General features: G+C 61.7%; 14 protein-coding genes. 7 read left to right on the forward strand and 7 right to left on the reverse strand.

Going from position 1 to position 19,140, the window contains the following annotated elements; genetic code table 11:
* Positions 1 to 10: 10 nt before the first annotated feature.
* Positions 11 to 1,288 carry an NAD(P)/FAD-dependent oxidoreductase gene (locus tag BN1133_RS08040; RefSeq protein ID WP_050666028.1) on the forward strand — a complete coding sequence of 426 codons (1,278 nt, stop codon included), beginning with the start codon at positions 11 to 13 and terminating at the stop codon, positions 1,286 to 1,288.
* Positions 1,289 to 1,352: 64 nt separating this feature from the next.
* Here the strand turns inward: BN1133_RS08040 and BN1133_RS08045 are convergent, their stop codons facing one another.
* Positions 1,353 to 1,763 carry a CesT family type III secretion system chaperone gene (locus BN1133_RS08045; RefSeq protein WP_050666029.1) on the reverse strand — a complete coding sequence of 137 codons (411 nt, stop codon included), beginning with the start codon at positions 1,761 to 1,763 and terminating at the stop codon, positions 1,353 to 1,355.
* Positions 1,764 to 1,955: 192 nt separating this feature from the next.
* On the opposite strand from BN1133_RS08045, the gene BN1133_RS08050 reads away from it, so the two are divergent.
* Positions 1,956 to 3,293, forward strand: coding sequence for a protein-tyrosine phosphatase family protein (locus BN1133_RS08050; protein WP_050666030.1), 1,338 nt, complete (start codon positions 1,956 to 1,958; stop codon positions 3,291 to 3,293).
* A 60-nt stretch (positions 3,294 to 3,353) separates the two neighbouring features.
* Here the strand turns inward: BN1133_RS08050 and BN1133_RS08055 are convergent, their stop codons facing one another.
* Positions 3,354 to 5,255, reverse strand: coding sequence for a PTS fructose transporter subunit IIABC (locus BN1133_RS08055; RefSeq protein WP_050666031.1), 1,902 nt, complete (start codon positions 5,253 to 5,255; stop codon positions 3,354 to 3,356).
* 381 nt (positions 5,256 to 5,636) lie between these two features.
* On the opposite strand from BN1133_RS08055, the gene BN1133_RS08060 reads away from it, so the two are divergent.
* From BN1133_RS08060 to BN1133_RS08070, 3 genes are all read left to right on the forward strand, one after another.
* The gene (locus tag BN1133_RS08060; protein WP_050666032.1) at positions 5,637 to 6,560 is read left to right on the forward strand and encodes a Gfo/Idh/MocA family protein; all 924 of its coding nucleotides are present in this window, start codon (positions 5,637 to 5,639) and stop codon (positions 6,558 to 6,560) included.
* A gap of 278 nt (positions 6,561 to 6,838) precedes the next feature.
* Complete coding sequence (locus BN1133_RS08065; protein ID WP_050666033.1) at positions 6,839 to 8,584, forward strand: ABC transporter substrate-binding protein; 1,746 nt, start codon at positions 6,839 to 6,841, stop codon at positions 8,582 to 8,584.
* Between the two features lie 51 nt (positions 8,585 to 8,635).
* Positions 8,636 to 9,370: an RNA methyltransferase gene (locus tag BN1133_RS08070; protein WP_050666034.1), complete on the forward strand. Its 735-nt coding sequence runs from the start codon at positions 8,636 to 8,638 to the stop codon at positions 9,368 to 9,370.
* A gap of 79 nt (positions 9,371 to 9,449) precedes the next feature.
* Here the strand turns inward: BN1133_RS08070 and fdxA are convergent, their stop codons facing one another.
* Entirely contained in the window at positions 9,450 to 9,773 is a 324-nt protein-coding gene (gene fdxA / locus BN1133_RS08075) for a ferredoxin FdxA (protein ID WP_050666035.1), read from the reverse strand.
* Positions 9,774 to 10,037: 264 nt separating this feature from the next.
* Here fdxA and BN1133_RS08080 point away from each other — a divergent pair, with 264 nt between their 5' ends.
* Positions 10,038 to 11,654: an NAD(P)/FAD-dependent oxidoreductase gene (locus BN1133_RS08080; RefSeq protein WP_050666036.1), complete on the forward strand. Its 1,617-nt coding sequence runs from the start codon at positions 10,038 to 10,040 to the stop codon at positions 11,652 to 11,654.
* A 67-nt stretch (positions 11,655 to 11,721) separates the two neighbouring features.
* Here BN1133_RS08080 and BN1133_RS08085 read toward each other — a convergent pair whose 3' ends face one another.
* From BN1133_RS08085 to kch, 3 genes are all read right to left on the reverse strand, one after another.
* Entirely contained in the window at positions 11,722 to 12,987 is a 1,266-nt protein-coding gene (locus BN1133_RS08085) for a RidA family protein (RefSeq protein WP_050666037.1), read from the reverse strand.
* A gap of 627 nt (positions 12,988 to 13,614) precedes the next feature.
* Positions 13,615 to 15,348, reverse strand: coding sequence for an RICIN domain-containing protein (locus BN1133_RS08090; RefSeq protein WP_050666038.1), 1,734 nt, complete (start codon positions 15,346 to 15,348; stop codon positions 13,615 to 13,617).
* 248 nt (positions 15,349 to 15,596) lie between these two features.
* A complete protein-coding gene (gene kch / locus BN1133_RS08095) occupies positions 15,597 to 16,796 on the reverse strand; it encodes a voltage-gated potassium channel protein (protein ID WP_050666039.1) in 1,200 nt (399 codons plus the stop codon).
* A 156-nt stretch (positions 16,797 to 16,952) separates the two neighbouring features.
* On the opposite strand from kch, the gene BN1133_RS08100 reads away from it, so the two are divergent.
* Entirely contained in the window at positions 16,953 to 17,876 is a 924-nt protein-coding gene (locus BN1133_RS08100) for an exopolyphosphatase (protein WP_050666040.1), read from the forward strand.
* Positions 17,877 to 17,933: 57 nt separating this feature from the next.
* Here BN1133_RS08100 and manA read toward each other — a convergent pair whose 3' ends face one another.
* Positions 17,934 to 19,121 (reverse strand): mannose-6-phosphate isomerase, class I, encoded by a 1,188-nt coding sequence (gene manA / locus BN1133_RS08105; protein ID WP_082177954.1) that lies wholly within the window; start codon positions 19,119 to 19,121, stop codon positions 17,934 to 17,936.
* Positions 19,122 to 19,140 lie beyond the last annotated feature (19 nt).

The raw sequence follows: 19,140 nt of genomic DNA on the forward strand, positions 1-19,140 counted from the left end.
GACAAGGGATATGACCGAACATGTGAAGAGCTTCTACGCCGCCAGTGCCAACCCCCATGCGCCCTGGCCCACCCTGACCGGTGATCAGGAGTGCGATGTCTGTGTGGTGGGCGGAGGCTATACCGGCCTCTCCAGTGCCCTGCACCTGGCCGAGCGGGGTTATCAGGTGGTGCTGCTGGAGGCGGCACGCATCGGCTTTGGGGCCAGCGGCCGCAACGGGGGGCAGATAGTCAACTCCTACAGTCGCGACATCGACACCATAGAGCGCAACTGCCCACCGGAGCAGGCTCGCCTGCTCGGGAACATGTTGTTCGAGGGGGGAGATATCATCCGTGAGCGGATCGAGCGCTATCAGATCCAGTGTGACTTCCGTCAGGGGGGGGTGTTTGCCGCCGATACCGAGAAGCAACTGCACGAGCTCAAGGCCCAGAAGGAGCGTTGGGGGCGTTGGGGCAACGATCAGATGGAGCTGCTCGACAAAGAGGGGATCCGCGATGTGGTTCAGACCGAGCGCTACGTGGGCGGCCTGCTCGACAAGCGGGGAGGCCACATCCATCCCCTCAACCTGGCCCTGGGGGAGGCAGAGGCGATCCGCAGCCTGGGAGGCCGCATCTTCGAACAATCTCCGGTGACCGATATAGTGCCGGGGGAGCGGGTGTTGGTGAAGACCGGGCAGGGGACGGTGAAGGCCCGCTTCGTGGTGGTGGCCGGCAACGCCTACCTGGGCAATCTGGTGCCCGAGCTTGCCGCCAAATCGATGCCGTGTGGCACCCAGGTGGTGGCCACCGAGGTGTTGGGTGAGGAGCGGGCACGCGAGCTGCTGCCTCAAAACTACTGTGTCGAGGATTGTAACTATCTGCTCGACTACTATCGCACCACAGGGGATCACCGTCTCATCTACGGGGGGGGCGTGGTCTATGGGGCACGGGATCCGGCGGATATCGAGCGCCTTATCATGCCCAAGCTGCTCAAGACCTTCCCCCAGTTGGCCGGGGTCAAGGTGGAGTACACCTGGACCGGTAACTTCCTGCTGACCCTGTCGCGCCTGCCCCAGTTTGGCCGCATTGGCAGCAACATCTATTACATGCAGGGTTACAGCGGCCACGGGGTCACCTGCACCCATCTGGCCGGCAAGCTGCTGGCCGAGGCCCTGGCCGGTCAGGCCGAGCGTTTCGATGCCTTCGCCCGCCTGCCCCATTACCCCTTCCCCGGCGGGCGGCTGCTGCGAGTCCCCCTCACCGCCATGGGGGCCGTCTGGTACAGTCTGCGCGACAGCCTGGGGGTCTAATCCCTCAATCATGAAGAAGGCCACCCTGAGGTGGCCTTCCTCTTTTTATACAGGAACGCGGGAATCAGACCCTGACACTGGCGGGAGGGGATACCGGCTCTGTTGCAGGTGTGGTCGAAGCGAGGGCATCGGCGAAGGCCAGCAAGGTACTGAGGGCCTGGTAGAGGGCTACGCCATCCATATCTTTTAGGGCGTGCTGGCTCCAAGCGATAAGATGATTGTCTGGCGACAGGCCGACTCGGGGATGATTGCAATGTTCCGAGAAGAGGTTTCTCTGCAACAGAGTCACCGCTTGTTGCTCATTCTCCAGCGGTTGTACTCGGGCAAACATTGCCAATTGATCCTCACCCAGGGGGGCAAGGTGGATCACCTGCTCACCATCGAGGGTCAGACTGGCTATCCCCGCTTCGGCAATCAGTTCGATCCCGAGTTGCTTACCCAGCGCCTCCAGGGTGGCATTAAATCGTTCGCTCATGTTCGCGTCTCTTTACCTGTGATTTGTGGGAGCAAACTACCGAAAAAGCCCCCCCTCCTTTGTCACTCCCTGTCGTCGTTTTATCGCTTTCCGCCATTTTGTAGCAGGGCTAAAAAAAACCGGCCATGACTGAAAAGAGAGATTTGGAAAGCTTCTTATACTCGCGGCTCGACAACATAAGCTGAGGTTCATATGGCATTATCTCTTCAAGCCCTGCACTCTAAGGTCACCCAGCTGGCTCAGAACAATGGTGAACTGACCGGTAAATTCAAAAACGATTCTCTTGCCGCCCATAAAGAGGGCTCTTTTCAGGGGCTAACCGTATCGAGCGGAGCCAGACCGACAGAGCGGGCTTTTGCCCAGGAGGTGCTCAAACATCTACAGCATGTCTCTCTTAACGATGGTGAGGTGCGTGGTTTGACTGAGGGAAGCCGCTATGCCCAGAGCAATTTTGAGCTGCATTATGATGGCAAGGGGGTTCAACTTCGTGGATTGCACAGCGATCAGCTCACCCTGAAAGATGCCAAGATTCTGCTTGATGCGGCACTGCGTCAGCAAGGTCGTGAGGAGGCTCCCCCGCTTCCCCCGCGTAGCGCGCCTGTCCGGACCGACCGACCCGCACTGGCCCATCAGCATGAACGTCTGATGGGAACTGCTCCGCGGTTGGTAGCGGCCCCGCCTGCAGATCCTTGTGGTTCCGCTCAGAAACAACAGCTCAGCGACCGCCTCAAGGCGCTGCAGGATCAACTCTCACCGGGCAATGATCCTGACCGTTATCAGCAGGGGAGCGGGGTGAATCGCTTCAGAGACATTCAGGCCAACAAGGCGACTGCCGTACGCGAGGATCTCAACGCCAACTATGTGCAGGTCGGGGCCCATCGTTCCATCGCCTGTCAGTATCCGTTGCAGGCTCAACTTGAGAGCCACATGCAGATGCTGTTTGATAACCGGACTCCGGTGCTGGCGGTGTTGGCTTCCGCGAGCGAGATCGACACACCGGGTAACAAGATGCCCGATTACTTCCGTCAGGATGGCCAATATGGCCAGATGAAGGTGAAGTCTGCTCTTCACCACTCCGTCGACTTGGGACGAGGCATCCAGGCTGATGTTTACCATATGACACTCTCTCAGCCCAATTCCGGTAAGAAGGGGATTGTGGTGCCCGTGGTACACGTAAGCAATTGGCCGGATAAGCAAGCGGTAGGGACTGACGTTAGCGATAACCTGGCGAGGCTTCTTGAACAGACCACTCAGGAAAAGAAGGATATGTACACCAGAGCTGGTAGCTCGGCCGTGGGTGACGACAATAAGTTACTGCCGGTTATCCATTGCCGCGCCGGGGTAGGACGCACCGGTCAGGTGATTGGGACCATGGCCATGAATGACCCCCGCAATGGGGCTCTGAGTGTTGAAGATGTGGTGGGTGAGATGCGCCAGCATCGAAACGGCATCATGGTTCAGACTCAGGGTCAGCTTGACGAGTTGGTCAATCTGGCTCAGCAGCAAGGGCGTTCTTTGTTGCGTGCCTAAGTGACAGGAGAAGAGGCCACCCAGGGGTGGCCTCTTCGTTATGGCACGTTTATGGTGCGATCAGGCGGCCTTGGCCAGCGCGACCTCCTGGCTCTTTTTCAGGCGCAGCTTTTTCAGGGCTACCGCCGTGATGCCGGTGATAACGGCACCGGTCACCATGCAGAGCAGGGCCAGCAGGGGCTTGTTCATGGCTCCGAGCAGGGCCACGATGGGGCCGCCGTGGGCGACGCTGTTGGTGATGCCAAACAGGAAGGCCATGACGGCGGCGACCATGCTGCCCAGCACGTTGGCCGGAATGACGGCCAGCGGGTCGCGGGCGGCAAACGGGATTGCCCCTTCCGAGATACCGACCAGGCCCATGGCGCCGGCCGCCTTGCCCGCCTCGATCTCGCTCTTGTCGAAGATGCCGAGCTTGCGACCGAGTACGGTGGCGATGCCCATGCCGAGCGGCGCAACCGGGATGGCGCAGGCCATGGCCCCCATAAACTGGGTCTGGCCGGAGGCAATCATGCCGACGGAGAAGAGGAAGGCCACCTTGTTGACCGGGCCACCCATATCAAAGCCCGCCATGCCCCCGAGCACGATGCCGAGCAGCACCAGGCTACCGCCACTCATGGAGAGGAGCAGGGCGTTGAGGCCGGTCATCATGTCGGCGATGGGGGCACCGATGATGAAGATAAAGACGGCGGCGATAAAGAGTGAACCGACGATAGGGGCGATCAGGATCGGCACCAGCGGCTGCACCATCTTGTGGTAGCTGCGGGTCGCAATCCAGCGCACCAGGTAGCCGACCAGAAGGCCCGCGATGATGGCACCGATAAAGCCGGTACCGGCATCGGCCCCGTAGAAGCTGCCATTGTTGGCGATCCAGCCGCCGATAAAGCCCGGCGCCAGGGCCGGACGATCACCGATGGCATAGGCGATATAGCCAGCCAAGATGGGGATCATCAGGGTAAAGGCGGCCACACCCACGTTGAGGATCTGGTTCCACATGCTCCCTTCCGGGATCTGCATGCCCGCCGGTGTCGGCACGCCGCCGATGGCCAGGGCCAAGGCGATAAGCAAACCGCCCGTCACGACAAACGGAATCATATGGGAGACACCGTTCATCAGATAGCGGTAGAGATCCGAACTGCCGCTGCTGCTCTTCTCCTCGCTCGTCTTGGTTCCGCCAGCCACGTGGGCGGGAGCCTTGAGCGCCTGTTCGATCAGCCCCTTGCCATCCTTGATGGGGGCCTTGACCCCGGTCTTGACCAGGGGCTTGCCGGCGAAGCGATCGAGATCCACCTGCTTGTCGCAGGCGACTATGATGGCGCTCGCCCGGGCGATCTCCTCGGTGCTGGGGGCATTCTTTACCCCGATGGAGCCGTTGGTCTCCACCTTGATGGCGTATCCCAACTCGGCTGCCGCCTTCTCCAGGCACTCGGCCGCCAGATAGGTGTGGGCCACGCCGGCGGGGCAGCCGGTCACCCCGATAAGAAAGCCCTGATCGGCGCTGCCGGTGGCCTGCTCCTGCTTCTCGGCGAGCAGCAGGGCCAGGGCCTGGTCCGCATCCTTGGCCTGCATCAGGCGCTCGACAAAGCCCGGCTCGATGAGCTTGGATGAGAGTTCGGCCAGTACCTCGATATGGTGGTTGGCCCCACCGGCGGGGGAGGCGATCATGAAAAAGAGGCGTGATGGCTGGCCATCTTCGGCGCCATAGTCGATCCCCTGGCGGCTGATGCCGATGGCCACGGCTGGCGTGATGACGGCGCCGCTCTTGGCGTGGGGCAGGGCGATCCCCTCCTCGAAGCCGGTGTTATCGAGCTCTTCCCGAGCCCAGAGATCGGCGACAAACTGCTGCTCGTCCCCAATTTTCCCCTGCTCCTTGAGCATGCGGGCCATCTCGGTGAAGACCTCTTCCTTGCTCCCGGCGGCCAGATCCAGACAGATCAGCTGCCGGTTGATCAATGTGGTGATCATGATGCTCTCCCCTCTCGTGTGCAGTACGCGTGAATCGTTTTTCTCGAGCCTATTATTTCGCGCCAGGGGGGGGTAAAAAATCGCATATTCGTGTCGTTAACTGGATTTTTGTGTCATTTGTCCGTGGCTGTGATCCAGGTCGCAACCATAGTGATAGCCTCTTATGGTTCCTGTTGATGCTTGTTGCCGACATTAATCAATGAGTTACATCCTGTCACCAGGACGTTTAAGAGCTGGCATGGGCCATGAGCGGCAGGGGAAGGGAAAAGAGAAATTGTAAATTTGTGGCATTTTCAGAGCCGTGGGAGTGTGATCCCGCGCACGGGATTGGCTCGCCAGAGGCGTGCTATGCTGCCCCGTCACCTGCATCAAGGAGTTTCCATGCGCATTGCCATGATTGGCCTCGGCGACATTGCCCAAAAGGCCTACCTGCCCCTGCTCGCCGCCGACGCCCGGGTCACCCCGCTGCTGTGCACCCGTCATCCCGAGACATTGGCACACCTCGGCCGGCAGTATCGTATCCCCGAGCTGTTTACCGACCTGGACACCTTGCTGGCCGCCCGCCCCGATGCGGTGATGATCCATGCCGCCACCCGGGTCCACGACGAGCTGGCGAGGGCCACCCTGGGTGCGGGGATCCCCACCTTCGTGGACAAACCCCTGTGTGACAGCGCCGATCAGGCCGAGCGTCTGTGCGAGCTGGCCCTGGCCCGCAACTGTCCCCTGTTTGTCGGCTTTAATCGTCGTTATCTGCCGGCCATGGAGGCGGCGCGCTGCCAGCCACTGACCGAGCTGCACTGGCACAAGCACCGTCACGCCTTGCCGGGCGTCGCGCGAGATTTTGTGTTTGACGACTTTATCCATGTGCTCGATGCCCTCTGTCACTTTGGTGGCGTGCCACAAGGCGAGGTTCATTCGGTGCTGCGCACCTCATCCCGGGACCCACACCTGCTGGCCGCGGTGAGCGTCAGTTGGGAGAGCGACGGGCGCGCCATCGGCGGCAGCATGAACCGCAGTGCCGGGGTCACCGAGGAGCGCATCAGCGCCTATGGAGAGGATCTCTCGCTGCATCTTGAGAGTTGTACCCGCGGCACCCTGGCCCGTGGCGGGGTGGTGCAGCGGCTGGAGCCGGGGGACTGGCAGCCGGTGCTGGCCCAGCGCGGCTTCGCCCCCATGCTCGAGCACTGGTATCGGCAGATCGATGGCGGGGTCGCCGACACCGGGCTTGTCGACTCCTACCTGCATAGCCATCGACTGGCCGAGCAGCTGGTGGCGAGGGCAGCGCGCCTTGGCACCCCCAGCTAGAGAGGGCGCTGCCGGCAGCAGGCAGGAACCACGGCTCTGGGGCGCCTGAGGAAGAGAGCAAGGAGCCTTGCCAGCACTCTGCGTGTCAGGGGAGGCCTGCCGGTCTCTACCACTGGGCAGGGGTGATGACGGGGTCTGAGCCAGTGGCGGTGGGGGTAGATATGATCGTTCATGATGGCACTCCAGGATGGGGATGCCTGCATCTTGGTCGGAAAAAAGGTGTAGTAAAATTGAAGAGGTGATAAAAGAAACTACGCCTTTAACGCGACGAGGGGAACATGAGTCAGAGACGGCGTCTGCTGCAGCTTGAGCACAAACTGGGTCCCCTGGGAGAGGGGGAGATCACCCTCGATGAGTTGGCGCAGACCTTTAGCTGTTCCCGCCGCAACATTCAGCTGGTACTGGGCTCTCTGATCGAGGCGGGCTGGATCCGCTGGTCACCGGGGCGGGGGCGCGGCCATCGGTCACGGATTGCGCTACTGCAGAGCCACCATCGACTCACGATGCAGGAGGCCGAAGCGGCGTGCCAGAGGGGACAGCTCGATCTGGCCATGGCCCTGCTCGAGGAGATTGGGGCCCGGGCCGACTTTGGCCAGTTGCTAGGCCAGATGGTGCAGCGGCGCCGCTGTGTGGACGGCATCATCATCCCCATGGCCTGCCCCATCCTCGAGCTGGATCCGGCCCGAACCAGTAGCAGCAGTGCGCTGCATATTATCGAGCATCTCTACGATGGCTTGCTCGAGGTCTCTCCCCTCGACGGCGCTCTTCAACCTGCGCTGGCACACCACTGGGAGGCGCGGGAAGAGGGGCTCTGCTGGCATTTTTGGCTGCGCAGCGGGGTTCGCTTTCACCACGGCCCCACTCTGGAAGCCGGAGATGTGGTCCGTACCCTCGAGCGGCTGAGGGATCCGGCGAGCCTCTTTTACTCCCTCTATATGCATATCGTTGAGGTGCGGGCCCTCTCGCCGTTAAAAGTGGAAGTGCGTCTGGCCCACCCCGATCCCTTTTTATTGCAGCTGTTGGCCAATCCCCATAGCCGCATCATCGCCGGCGAGGGGAGTCATGACACAGTGGGGCGCTTCACCCCCTTCGGCACGGGTCCCTTCCAGCTGCACCAGCGCAGTGAACATCACCTGATCCTGCATCGTCACGAGCACCATTGGGGGCTCTTGCCACAGCTGGAGCAGATCGAGATCTGGCATCTTCTTCCCTCGGGCCGGCAGCCCAATCTCTGGCTGCATACCAATCCCAGTCAGCACCCGCAAGGGGATGCGGTCAACCAGATCCACGAGACGGCGGGCTGTTTCTATCTCATTTTCCATCACCTGAGCCCCCTCTGGCAGACGGAGGCGCGGCGTCAGGCCCTCTGGCACTATCTGGAGCAGGCTCGGCACCATGCCGACGAGATGGTGCCCGCCAATTCGATCTTTCCCGGCGGCCATATGCTGCCCCCTCTCTGTCCCGAGCCGCCGACCTGGACACCCCTGGGGAGCCCCCTGCGCATCGCGGCACCCGACAACGAGCGTTGCCGGCGACAGCGCCGCTGGTTGGCCCAGAGCCTGGAGCGGCTCGGCATCGAGTGCGACTGGTTGCCCTTGCCCGAGTCGGGTAGTGAGATGGGGGAGCTTGACGGGGCCGATCTGGTGCTGCTCGCCGAGGTGCTCGACAGTGAGGGGGAGTGGGGTCTCTTCGAGCTGCTTATTTCCAGCTCGGGTATTTCTTTGGCACTGGGTCAGGGGGCGCACAGGCAGATGGCCGCGACCTTGCGCTCACACCTCGCCCGCTGCCGGCCGCAAGAGCGGCTTGCTCTCTTCTTGCAACAGGAGGCCCGGCTCTGCAGCCAGTACCGTTATCTGCCTCTCTTTCGCCAGCAGGAGCACGTCATCTTCGACCCGCGTCTGCGCGGGATCCAGGTCAACCATCAGGGGTATTGCTCCTTCCGGCATCTCTGGCTCGACGAGCCCGAGCTCGGGGTCAATATCTGTGCTCCACAAGAAGACCCTGGCTCCGGGGGGCGCCTTTAGTTCACCAAGGCTTTGCTCTATAATCGGCGCGCTTTTATCCGGGACGACACCATGATTTCGAAGAACCAACTCAAATTGCTGCGCGCGTTAGGGCAGAAGAAACAGCGCAAGGCGCTCGGCCTCTTTCTGGTTCAGGGTGAGAAGAACGTTCTGGAGCTGGCCAACAGCGACCTGGTGGTCAAACAGATCTTCGCCACCCCCGAGTTTCTCGCCCTGCACGGGCAGGCCTTGCGCCGCTACGAGTGCATCGACGCCGACCTTGAGGATCTCACCAAGGCCAGCACCCTGGTCAGCAACAATGCGGCGATCGCCGTGGTGGCCATTCCCGAGGTGGCGGTGCCCAAGGCCCGGGGGCTGATGATTGCCCTCGACGGGGTCTCCGATCCCGGCAACCTCGGCACCATCATTCGCCTGGCCGACTGGTATGGCATCCAGCATATCGTCGCCAGCCAGGACAGCGCCGATCCCTACAACCCCAAGACCATCAGCGCCACCATGGGCAGCTTTGGTCGGGTGCAGGTGAGCCAGGTCGACTTGCCCGACTATCTGGCCAAGGCGGGTCTGCCGGTCTATGGCGCCTTCCTGGAAGGGGAGAGCATCCATCGCACCGCCTTCCAGGCCGAAGGGATCCTGCTGATGGGGAGTGAATCCCACGGCATTCGCGAGCAGGCCGCCCGCTGTGTGACCGACAAGATCACCATTCCCGCCTTTGGCGGCGCCGAGTCGCTCAACGTCGCCATGGCTACCGGCATCATCCTCGATAACATGCGCCGCCAGCATGGCTGACGAGATGCCTCAGGGATAAGAAGTCAGGGATAAAAAAAGCGTCGGTGTTGCCGACGCTTTTTTTGTGAGCTCGCAGCACTTACTGCTTGAGCATGCCGAGCTTGCCCGGCACCCCGTCCCAGCGCTCGGCCTCATCCATCGCCGGCCTGACCTCGGTCAGGTTGGGCCATAGCGTCGAGAGCTCGGCGTTGAGTTCGATAAAGAGGCGATCGTCACCCACCAGCTCGTCTTCCTGGAAGATGGCCTGGGCCGTGCATTCCGGTACACACAGACCGCAGTCGATGCACTCGACCGGGTTGATCACCATGAAGTTCGGTCCCTCATGGAAGGCGTCGGCCGGGCAGACCGCCACACAGTCGGTGTATTTACACTGGATACAGTTCTCGGTGACGACAAACGCCATGACTCTTCGCTCTATTCTGGTTAGCCGCAGCGCACACGCGAAGTACACGCAAAAATGGAGAACGGGGATGATACTGAGCGGCCGCTAAAATTCAACCCGCGCCTTGGCAAGTGTAGCTCTCCCGGTGCCCTCACCCTGCCGCCTGCGCCCCTCGGACATGGATCGACCGTATGACAGGCGGGGGGAATTTTCGTAAAATGCGCGCCATTGTGAGCCGCCACTGTGCTGGTTAGGCCAAGACACCCATTATCCACGAGACATCCCATGATACGTTTAACCGAACTTAAGCTGCCGCTCGATCACGAGGAAGGGGCGCTACTCGACGCCATTGCCGCCAAGCTGGCCATTCCTGCCGGGCAGGTGCTCTCCTTTAGCCTGTTTAAACGTGGCTACGATGCCCGCAAGAAGAGCAATATCCAGCTCATCTATACCGTGGATGTGGAGGTGGCCAACCCCGAGCCGCTGCTGGCCAGGTTCAAAAGCGACCCACAGGTGCGCCAGACCCCTGACATGGCCTACAAGTTTGTGGCCAAGGCCCCTGACAACCTGCAAGAGCGCCCCCTGGTGATCGGTTTCGGTCCCTGTGGCCTGTTTGCCGGTCTGGTGCTGGCCCAGATGGGCTTTAACCCCATCATCGTCGAGCGTGGCAAGGAGGTGCGTGAGCGCACCAAGGACACCTTCGGTTTCTGGCGCAAGCGCACCCTGAACCCCGAGTCCAACGTGCAGTTTGGCGAGGGCGGGGCGGGCACCTTCTCCGATGGCAAGCTCTACAGCCAGGTCAAGGATCCCCACTTCTACGGCCGCAAGGTGATCACCGAGTTCGTCGAGGCGGGCGCCCCGGAGGAGATCCTCTATGTGAGCAAGCCCCACATCGGCACCTTCAAGCTGGTGACCATGATCGAGAAGATGCGGGCGAAAATCCTCGAGCTGGGCGGCGAGATCCGCTTTAGCACCCGGGTTGACGACATCCACATGGAAGAGGGGCAGATAACCGGGGTGACCCTCTCCAATGGCGAGGAGATCAAGACGCGCCACGTGGTGCTCGCGGTCGGCCACAGCGCCCGCGACACCTTCGAGATGCTCTACGAACGCGGCGTCTACATGGAGGCCAAGCCCTTCTCGGTCGGTTTTCGTATCGAGCACAAGCAGTCGATGATCGATGCCGCCCGCTTCGGACCGAGCGCCGGCCACCCCATCCTGGGGGCTGCGGACTACAAGCTGGTGCACCACTGCAAGAATGGCCGCACCGTCTACAGCTTCTGCATGTGCCCGGGCGGTACCGTCGTGGCGGCCACCTCGGAAGAGGGGCGCGTGGTGACCAACGGCATGAGCCAGTACTCGCGCGCCGAGCGCAACGCCAACAGCGCCATCGTGGTCGGCATCTCGCCGGAGCAGGACTACCCGGGGGATCCCCTGGCAGGCATTCGTCTGCAGCGCGAGCTGGAGGCCAACGCCTATGTCCTCGGCGGCGAGACCTACGACGCGCCGGCCCAGAAGATCGGCGACTTCCTCAAGGGGCGTAAACCCGGCGAGCTGGGGGATGTGCAGCCCTCCTTCACCCCGGGTATTCATCTGACCGATCTCTCCAAGGCCCTGCCGGCCTTTGCCATCGAGGCGATCCGCGAGGCCATCCCCGCCTTCGATCGCCAGATCAAGGGCTTCGCCTCGGAAGACGGCTTGCTGACCGGGGTTGAGACCCGCACCTCCTCGCCCGTCTGCATCAAGCGCGGCAAGGATTACCAGAGCATCAACCTCAAGGGCTTCTACCCGGCCGGTGAAGGGGCCGGTTACGCGGGGGGCATTCTCTCGGCGGGGATCGACGGCATCAAGGTCGCCGAGGCGGTGGCCCTCGACATGCTGGCCAGCCTGCAGCAGGCGTAAGGCGCCAGGCAGAAAAAAAAGAGCTCGTTTGAGCTCTTTTTTGTTTCTGCAGGGTGATCCCGGATCATCAGGCCTGGGGCGGGGTGCTCTCGGCGTTGGAGAGCACCGCATCCATCTGGATCAGGGCGCCTTCCGGCAGCTCGGCGACGCCGATCACGGTGCGAGCCGGCAGGTAGTCGGGGAAGTAGCGGGTATAGATGGCGTTGACCGCCTCCAGATCCTCGATGTTTTTCAGATGGATGTTGATCTTGACGATGTCATCCATCACATGACCAATGCTCTCGACGATCGCCTTGAGCTGGGTCAGGCACTGGCCGGCCTGCTCCCTGACACACCCTGCCAGCACCTTGCCGGTGGCCGAGTCGATGGGCAGTTGGCCGGCGATGTGGTTGTAGTGAGAGAAGGCGACAGTCTGGGTGTAGAGGGCACTGCGCGGCGCCAGATCCGTGTTGCGGGGTCTGATCACCAGGCCGTGGCGATCCTCGACCAGTTGGGGCGGCGTGCCATCCCCGTGGGAGACCACCACGTCCATCTGTACCAGGGCATCCATGGGCAGGGCCGAGGCGCTGATGATGGAGCGAGCCGGCATATAAGCGGCGGCGCGGGCGATCCCTGAATCGGGGAAGAAGGTGGTGTAGACCTCGTTGACGGCCTCCAGATCGGCGAGGCTCTTGAGGTAGACGTTGACGCGCACGATATCGTCGAAGGGAACGTCGATGCTCTCAAGGATTGCCTTGATATTCTTCAGGCACTGGGCTGCCTGGGCCTTGATGCCACCTTCGACCAGTTGACCGGAGACCGGATCCAGCGGCAGTTGGGCCGACACGTTGTTGTAGTGGGAGAAGGCCACCGTCTGGGTGGAGAAGGCGCTCCTGGGGGCTTGCTCGCTGTCGCGGGCCAGCTTGATCAGGGCGCAGGGGGCCTGGGGATGGGTCCCTTCACCGTTGGAGATGATGGCGTCCATCTGTACCCGGGCACCCAGGGGCAGGGCGGCAACGGCCAGCACGGAGCGGGTCGGTACATAGGCCGGGAAGAACTCGCCGTAGACGGCGTTCACCGCCTCCAGATCCCCCATGTCGCGCAGGAACAGGGTGATCTTGACCACATCGTCCATCACATGGCCGATGCTCTCGACAATGGCCTTGATATGGGTGAGGCACGCCCTGGCCTGAGCCTGGACATCTCCCTCGATCAGCTTGCCGGTAGCCAGGTCAACCGGGAGCTGGGCCGAGATGTTGTTGTAGTGGGAGAAGGCCACGCTCTGGGTGTAGGGACCCAGGTTCAGGGGAGCCTTGTCGGTATTTCTTGCCGCCTTGATAATAGTGCCACTCATGGGAGTCGACCTCGCTATGGATTATAAGGTTCAGGGTTTCCCTATCGATTCTTGTGAGGCCGTCATCGGAGTCATTGATTGCTCAACGGTGTCTCTGTGCTGCCCGTTATAGGGGGGTGATAGGGGATATCGTTTCAGACAGGGGGGATTCTAGGAGCGGTCAGAAACCGGATGCAAAACCAAAATCTATTTCTATGAGGTGCCTCAATGCTCTGAAAAATCGTCCCGATGCTATTCATTTCATGGGTAACAGGAAACGTATGTCGCTTTTTTTAACGATCACCTTCCAGAGTGTGCCAGTGCTGTGGGCGGGCGTCGGTTAGGGGATGTGAACTGGGGGTTAATAAAGGAATAATGTGGGCTGTCGATGCACTTCATCTGCATGAATATATATTTTTAACCCTTGCGCCCCCCCTTCTCACGGTCGGTTAAATATGCTAGCGCCAGGCTATTTTTGGCCTGCGACGGGCAGGGGTGGAATATCATTCATCGCTATTGCATGAAGGCCATGAGGATATTGCTTCAGGCGGGCTATCCATCGGGGAAATATCGGGGGGATTGACAGGAGTTTATGCCATGAATATGCAAGGAGGTGGGCCTCCACCCACGGGGGTGGAGGCCGAATGATCACCAGATCTGTTTTTGGGTGGTGAACCTCGCCGTGTTGGGAATGGGGGCGCTGGCCTCCTGAGTCAGGATGCCGGGCCCTGCTGCGTCGAGCAGGTTGATGCGTCCATCGCTGCGACCGGTGAAGAGGACGTCGTTACCAAAGAGCTCGGGCTGCTGCCAGCGCCAGTTTTGCCCGTTGGGGGGCAGGGGCTGGTCACAGCGGCTGCTCAGTGCCAGCCCCTGTTCGCTGCTGAGGCAGCGGTCGAGGTCGGCCACACTGCGGTAGCGATTCATCTGATCGAAGACGAAGGCCTGGCTGCGGTCGCCGATCCGACAGGGCTCGAAGCCGAGTTGCCCCGAACGTACGGTGAGGCAGTGGGCCTGCTGCTCGCTCAGATAGGTGGACTGGATGTAGACGCTGTCGGCACCGAGGAAGAGAGGGCTGCTCCAGTCCACGTCCATCTCGAAGCGGACTGGGTAGTGCTGGATCAGGTAGTCCTGACCGGTGCGCCACTCCCCGTTGGCTCCCCGGCTCTGATCGTCCTGCCACAGCTTGTTACCCGCTCCCCAGCGACGACCGATGATCCAGCGATTGTGGGCCAGCAACTCGATGCCCCGGATATCGGTCTCCACCGTGAGGGTGGAGTGGCCACTGGCCTCGCGGGGCGCCCGCATCTGCACCTTGAACTCGGGCTTCATGCCAGCCATGGCGGTGGGGATGGTGTCACGGATCTTGTTGAAGTCGTATGGAGCGACCCCCTGGGCGTAGTAGTCCCAGCACCAGCCGCTGGCGGTGTTGAGGTCGCAGTACTTGTTGCTGCCGCGCGAGCCATAGAGGTTGTTGGCGTACTCGACCCAGGCAGAGCGCTCGTCGTTGGCGGCGTTGAGGGTGTAGGAGGTCTTGGCCTCTATGGTGGTCTTGCTGCTGACGCCGACCGAGATGTCCTTGATGGGGATCTTGGGGAAGCTGCTGAAGCCCACCTTGACGGTGGTGTTCTCCTCCTTCTGGTAGCTGGTGCTGTCTTGCATCTGCTGGGTCGGGACCAAGCGGTTCATCCTGGCAGGGGCCGTGATGCTCACCCGGGAGCGGACACTGTCGAGGTACTGGCGATAGACGAAGTTTTTGCTGTTGTCCTTGCGCGAGGAGAAGGTGCGATGCAGGTAGTCGTGCTCCTTCTCGGGCAGGAAGGTGATCCCGGCCCCCTCTTCGAGTAACACCTCCACATACTTGTCCGAATCGCTGCCCTGGCTGTAGTAGGGGGAGGTGCTGTACATCCTCACCTTGTACTTGAGATCCGCGCTGCCCTTGCCATCGCGGCCAAGGGGGAAGTGCTTGATGATGGCGACCTCGTGCAGCGGGGTTGCCTCGGTGCCCGCCGAGCGGGCCATGCGGCGGGCCCTGGGCGCCGGTCTGTCGAGCCGATCATAGAGCAGCTCGAGGAGATAGGGTTCATCCAGGGTATCGAGCAGATAGATCTGGCGCCGTGCGGCCTCACGGGGATAGAGCACCAGCACATAAGGGCTGTCAAAACCCAGACCGGTTATCTGGCGGGTGAGGGCTCGCCGCTCCTCCCGGGTGCGCCCCGCCAGATCCAGCATGGTGTAGTTGCACGGGGCCAGCGCGAGGGGCTCTCCACTGGAGTGGCAGGCCTCCTGATAGAAGGGGGTCGATTGTAGCAGGGCGACGGGGTTGCCCTGTGCCTGAGCGGCCAGGGGCAGCAGCAGCGCCCAGCCATATAGCCTGAAACTCATGGTTTTTCTCCATTATTGTTGTATGCGTGACGTGCCGACCGGGGTCGGAACCGCGCCAATATGGACCCATCAATTCGTGGCTACAATGACTCCCTTTTGGTTTTTTACTACCTCTTTTGAGTAGTGTGAGTGGCGCCGCAGAGTGCCAGCGTTCCCCTTCTACAGGGGTGGCATCGGGTGATTAAATAGGCGAGCTGTCGGACTCTATTCCTGGTTATATTATTGATCTTGTTGACAATAATGGGCCGTCAGGATGCCTCCTTGCCCTGGGTCAGCAGCAAAGAGATCAGCATCTGGTTGTCTATCTCCTCCCCGTTGAGTACCCGGGCCAGCACCTCACTGCCGAAGAGCTGGGGCGACAGCAGAATATCGGGCTGCACCTTCTTGATCTTGTTGATGTTCTTGCTGTCGTTGACCGCCACTATGGTCTTGCTTCCGGGGGCCAGATCATGGGCCGCCAGTACCACGAAGGCGTTGTCGGCATCGTTATCACCCAGAGCCAGGATCGCCTTGCAGCCGCCGATACCGGCCAGTGTCAGGGTGGCATTGTCGCTGCTGTCACCGGCCATGATGTCGTAGTCTCCCCCCAACCGCTGGCGCAGCTGGGCCAGCTCCTCCTCTCCCAGATTGACGATGAGGGTGATGGGCTGCCCGCGCTCGTGCAACTGCAACAGGGTATTGATGGCCAGCATGGAGTGGCCGCAGATGATGAAGTGATCCTTGCGCTGCATGGTTTTATGGTCCCCTTTGACTAGCTTGCTGAGGCCACCGCTGATGAGGGGGCCGAAGATGGTGCTCATGGAGGTGGCGAAGACGGTGATGCCGGCGATGATCACGGAGACGGTGAAGAGGCGGGCCGCCTCCGAGACCGGCAGTATGTCCCCGTACCCCACCGTGGTCATGGTCTCGATGGAGAAGTAGAAGGCGCCCATCAGGTTTTCGATGGGAGGCTCGAAGCCGTCTCCCAGATAGAGGGCACCGTAGCTGGAGTAGAAGAGCAGAGAGGCGAAGCTGATAAAGGCGAAGATACTGCCGGCGGTGGCGCTGCTGCGGTTGAAGTCCCGGCGCAGTAGCAGCAGGGAGGCCATGGTGGCAAGGCAGAGTGCCGCATTGGGGTGCAGATTCGGATAGAAGCGGAGCATATAGATCAGGGTGATGAGCAGCAACACCAGGCTCAGGGCCCAGGCGAGCCTGGCCCGAAACAGCAGGCCCAGAGTGCTGAGCACCAGAAAGACCCCCAGCATAAACCAGGGTCCGTTGATCAGGAGTGACAAGTCCAGCCCCGCCAGGGTGCGCAGGTGAAAGATATCCAGCAGATCCACCGGCATACCATAGATGGTCCTGAAGATGAGCAGGCCGTTGAGCAATACGGCCAGGGCCACCATGCCGTGGCGCAGGCTCTGCCAGCCCTGTCTCATTCCCTGCCTGAATCGATTCCAGCGGCTCACCCTCGTTCTCCTCTCGATGTGACCACGGGATCCTACCACCAAGGTCCTTTTGGGTCATGCCGCGGGTTGGCGAAGGGGCGCGGGGGCGATTAACCTCAAAGCGTGTTGGTGCCCGAGTTCGGGCACATTCTTACCCCGGCATGGAGTAGCCTCCCTATGACTAAATACCGATTGGTGACCCGCAGCGACTTCGATGGTCTGGTGTGTGCGGTGCTTCTCAACGAACTGGAGATGATCGACGACATCCTCTTCGTACACCCCAAGGATATGCAGGATGGCAAGGTCGCCATCGACGGGCGTGACATAGTGACCAATCTCCCCTATGTGCCGGGGGCCCATCTGGTGTTCGATCATCACCATTCGGAGACCCTGCGCAACAGCGGGGAGCGCCCCAATCACATCATCGATGGCAATGCCCCCTCCGCGGCCCGAGTGGTCTATGAGCACTTCGGTGGCAAGGCCCGCTTCCCCCATATTGCCGACGACATGATGGTGGCGGTGGACAAGGCCGATTCGGCCCGTTTCAGCCGGGACGAGATCCTCCAGCCACAGGGGTGGGTGCTGCTCAACTACCTGATGGATGCCCGCACCGGGCTCGGGCGTTTCCGCGAGTTTCGCATCTCCAACTATGCCCTGATGATGGATCTCATCCGCTATTGCCGTGCCCACACCATTGAGCAGGTGTTGGCCCTGCCCGATGTGGAGGAGCGCAGTCGTCTCTATTTTGAGCACGAGCCCCTGGCCCGGGAGCAGATCCGGCGCTGCAGTCGGGTACTGGGTAATCTGGTGGTGCTCGATCTGCGCGACGAAGGGATCATCTACGCGGCCAACCGCTTCCTCATCTATGCCCTCTTCCCCGAGTGCAACGTCTCGGTCCATGTGATGTGGGGGCGGGAGAAACAGAACACCGTCTTCGCCGTGGGGGCCTCCATCCTCAATCTCGACCCCCATGTGAACATAGGGGAACTCATGCTGGCCAACGGGGGGGGCGGACATGCCAATGCAGGCACCTGCCAGGTGGCCAACGAGGAGGCCGAGACCCGGCTCAGGGCCCTTATCGAGGCGCTTACCCAGGGGTAACGCAGCCAAATAAAGAGCGGGAGGCCATGGCCTCCCGCTCTCATTGTGACGACCGGTTTAGCGGTTGCCTGCCCGGGCGAAGCGCCCCTCGCTCTCGACCCGATAGCGGGCCGTGCTGGCGGGCACGAAGGCCGAATGTCCGATAGCCAGGGAGAGGCGCTGCTCGCCGCTGACGAGGGTAAGGGGGGCGTCAATGGCGAAGATCACCTCGGCGCTTTGGCCCTGCAGCTCGTGCTCCCCCGCCTCGTAGATGCGGAAGGTGAAGTCGGGCACCGGCACCTGGAAGTGGCAGCAACGTCCCTCTCTCCGGGGGGCGAGCAGGATCTCGGCGGCGGGCTTGGGCTCGCAGCGGGTGCAGGCGAGCAGTTCGTCCACATCCATGTGCTTGGGAGTGAGACCGGCGCGCAGCACGTTGTCGGAGTTGGCCATGATCTCGAGGCCGGTACCACGCACATAGGCGTGGGGGGTGCAGGCGTCGAGGAACATGGCCTGACCGGGTTGCAGGGTCACTACATTGAGCAGCAGCGGAGCAAACAGTCCCACATCCCCGGGGTACTGCTCGAAGAGGTGCAGGATGAGGGCGAAGGTCTCCTCCGTGCGACAGGCTGCGGCGGTGCGGGCCAGATCGGCCAGGGCTGCCTCTTTTTGGGCCCCCTGCAGAGTCAGCAGGGCACGAAACAGAGTGGCCAGACCCGCTTCATGTTGCGCGCGGGCGAAGGCCTCTACCAGAGGGGCCAGGGCCGGTGAGGCGAGGCGCTCGAACAGGGCGAGGATCTCGGCGTGGGGCCGAAAACCGTTCATGGCCTGGTAAGGGGTGAGGGCGAAGACCAGCTCGGGCTTGTGATTGTCGTCCCGATAGTTACGATGGGGGGCATTGGGGGCGAGCCCGGCCTCGTTGTCCCGGGCAAACCCCGCCTCGGCCTGGGCCTTGCTCGGGTGCACCTGGATGGAGAGGGCCTTTTCGGCGCAGAGCACCTTGAACAGGAAGGGGAGGGTACCGAAGCGCGCCGCCGTCGCCTCGCCCAGCATGGCGGCCGGATCGGCGGCGATGAGGGCGTCGAGACGAATCAGCTGACCCTCCTGCTCGACCAGCGAGCAGCCGCTGGGATGGGCACCCATCCAGAGCTCGGCCTGGGGCTGCTCATCGGGGTTGGCGATGCCAAACAGCCGGGTCAGGGCATGGCGACTGCCCCACTCATACCCCTGGATGGGGTTGGTCATCGGAAAGAAGGCGCACTGGCTCATGGATGGGCTCCTCATACGG

The sequence above is a fragment of the Aeromonas schubertii genome, from assembly GCF_000820105.1.
Lineage (GTDB): Bacteria > Pseudomonadota > Gammaproteobacteria > Enterobacterales > Aeromonadaceae > Aeromonas > Aeromonas schubertii.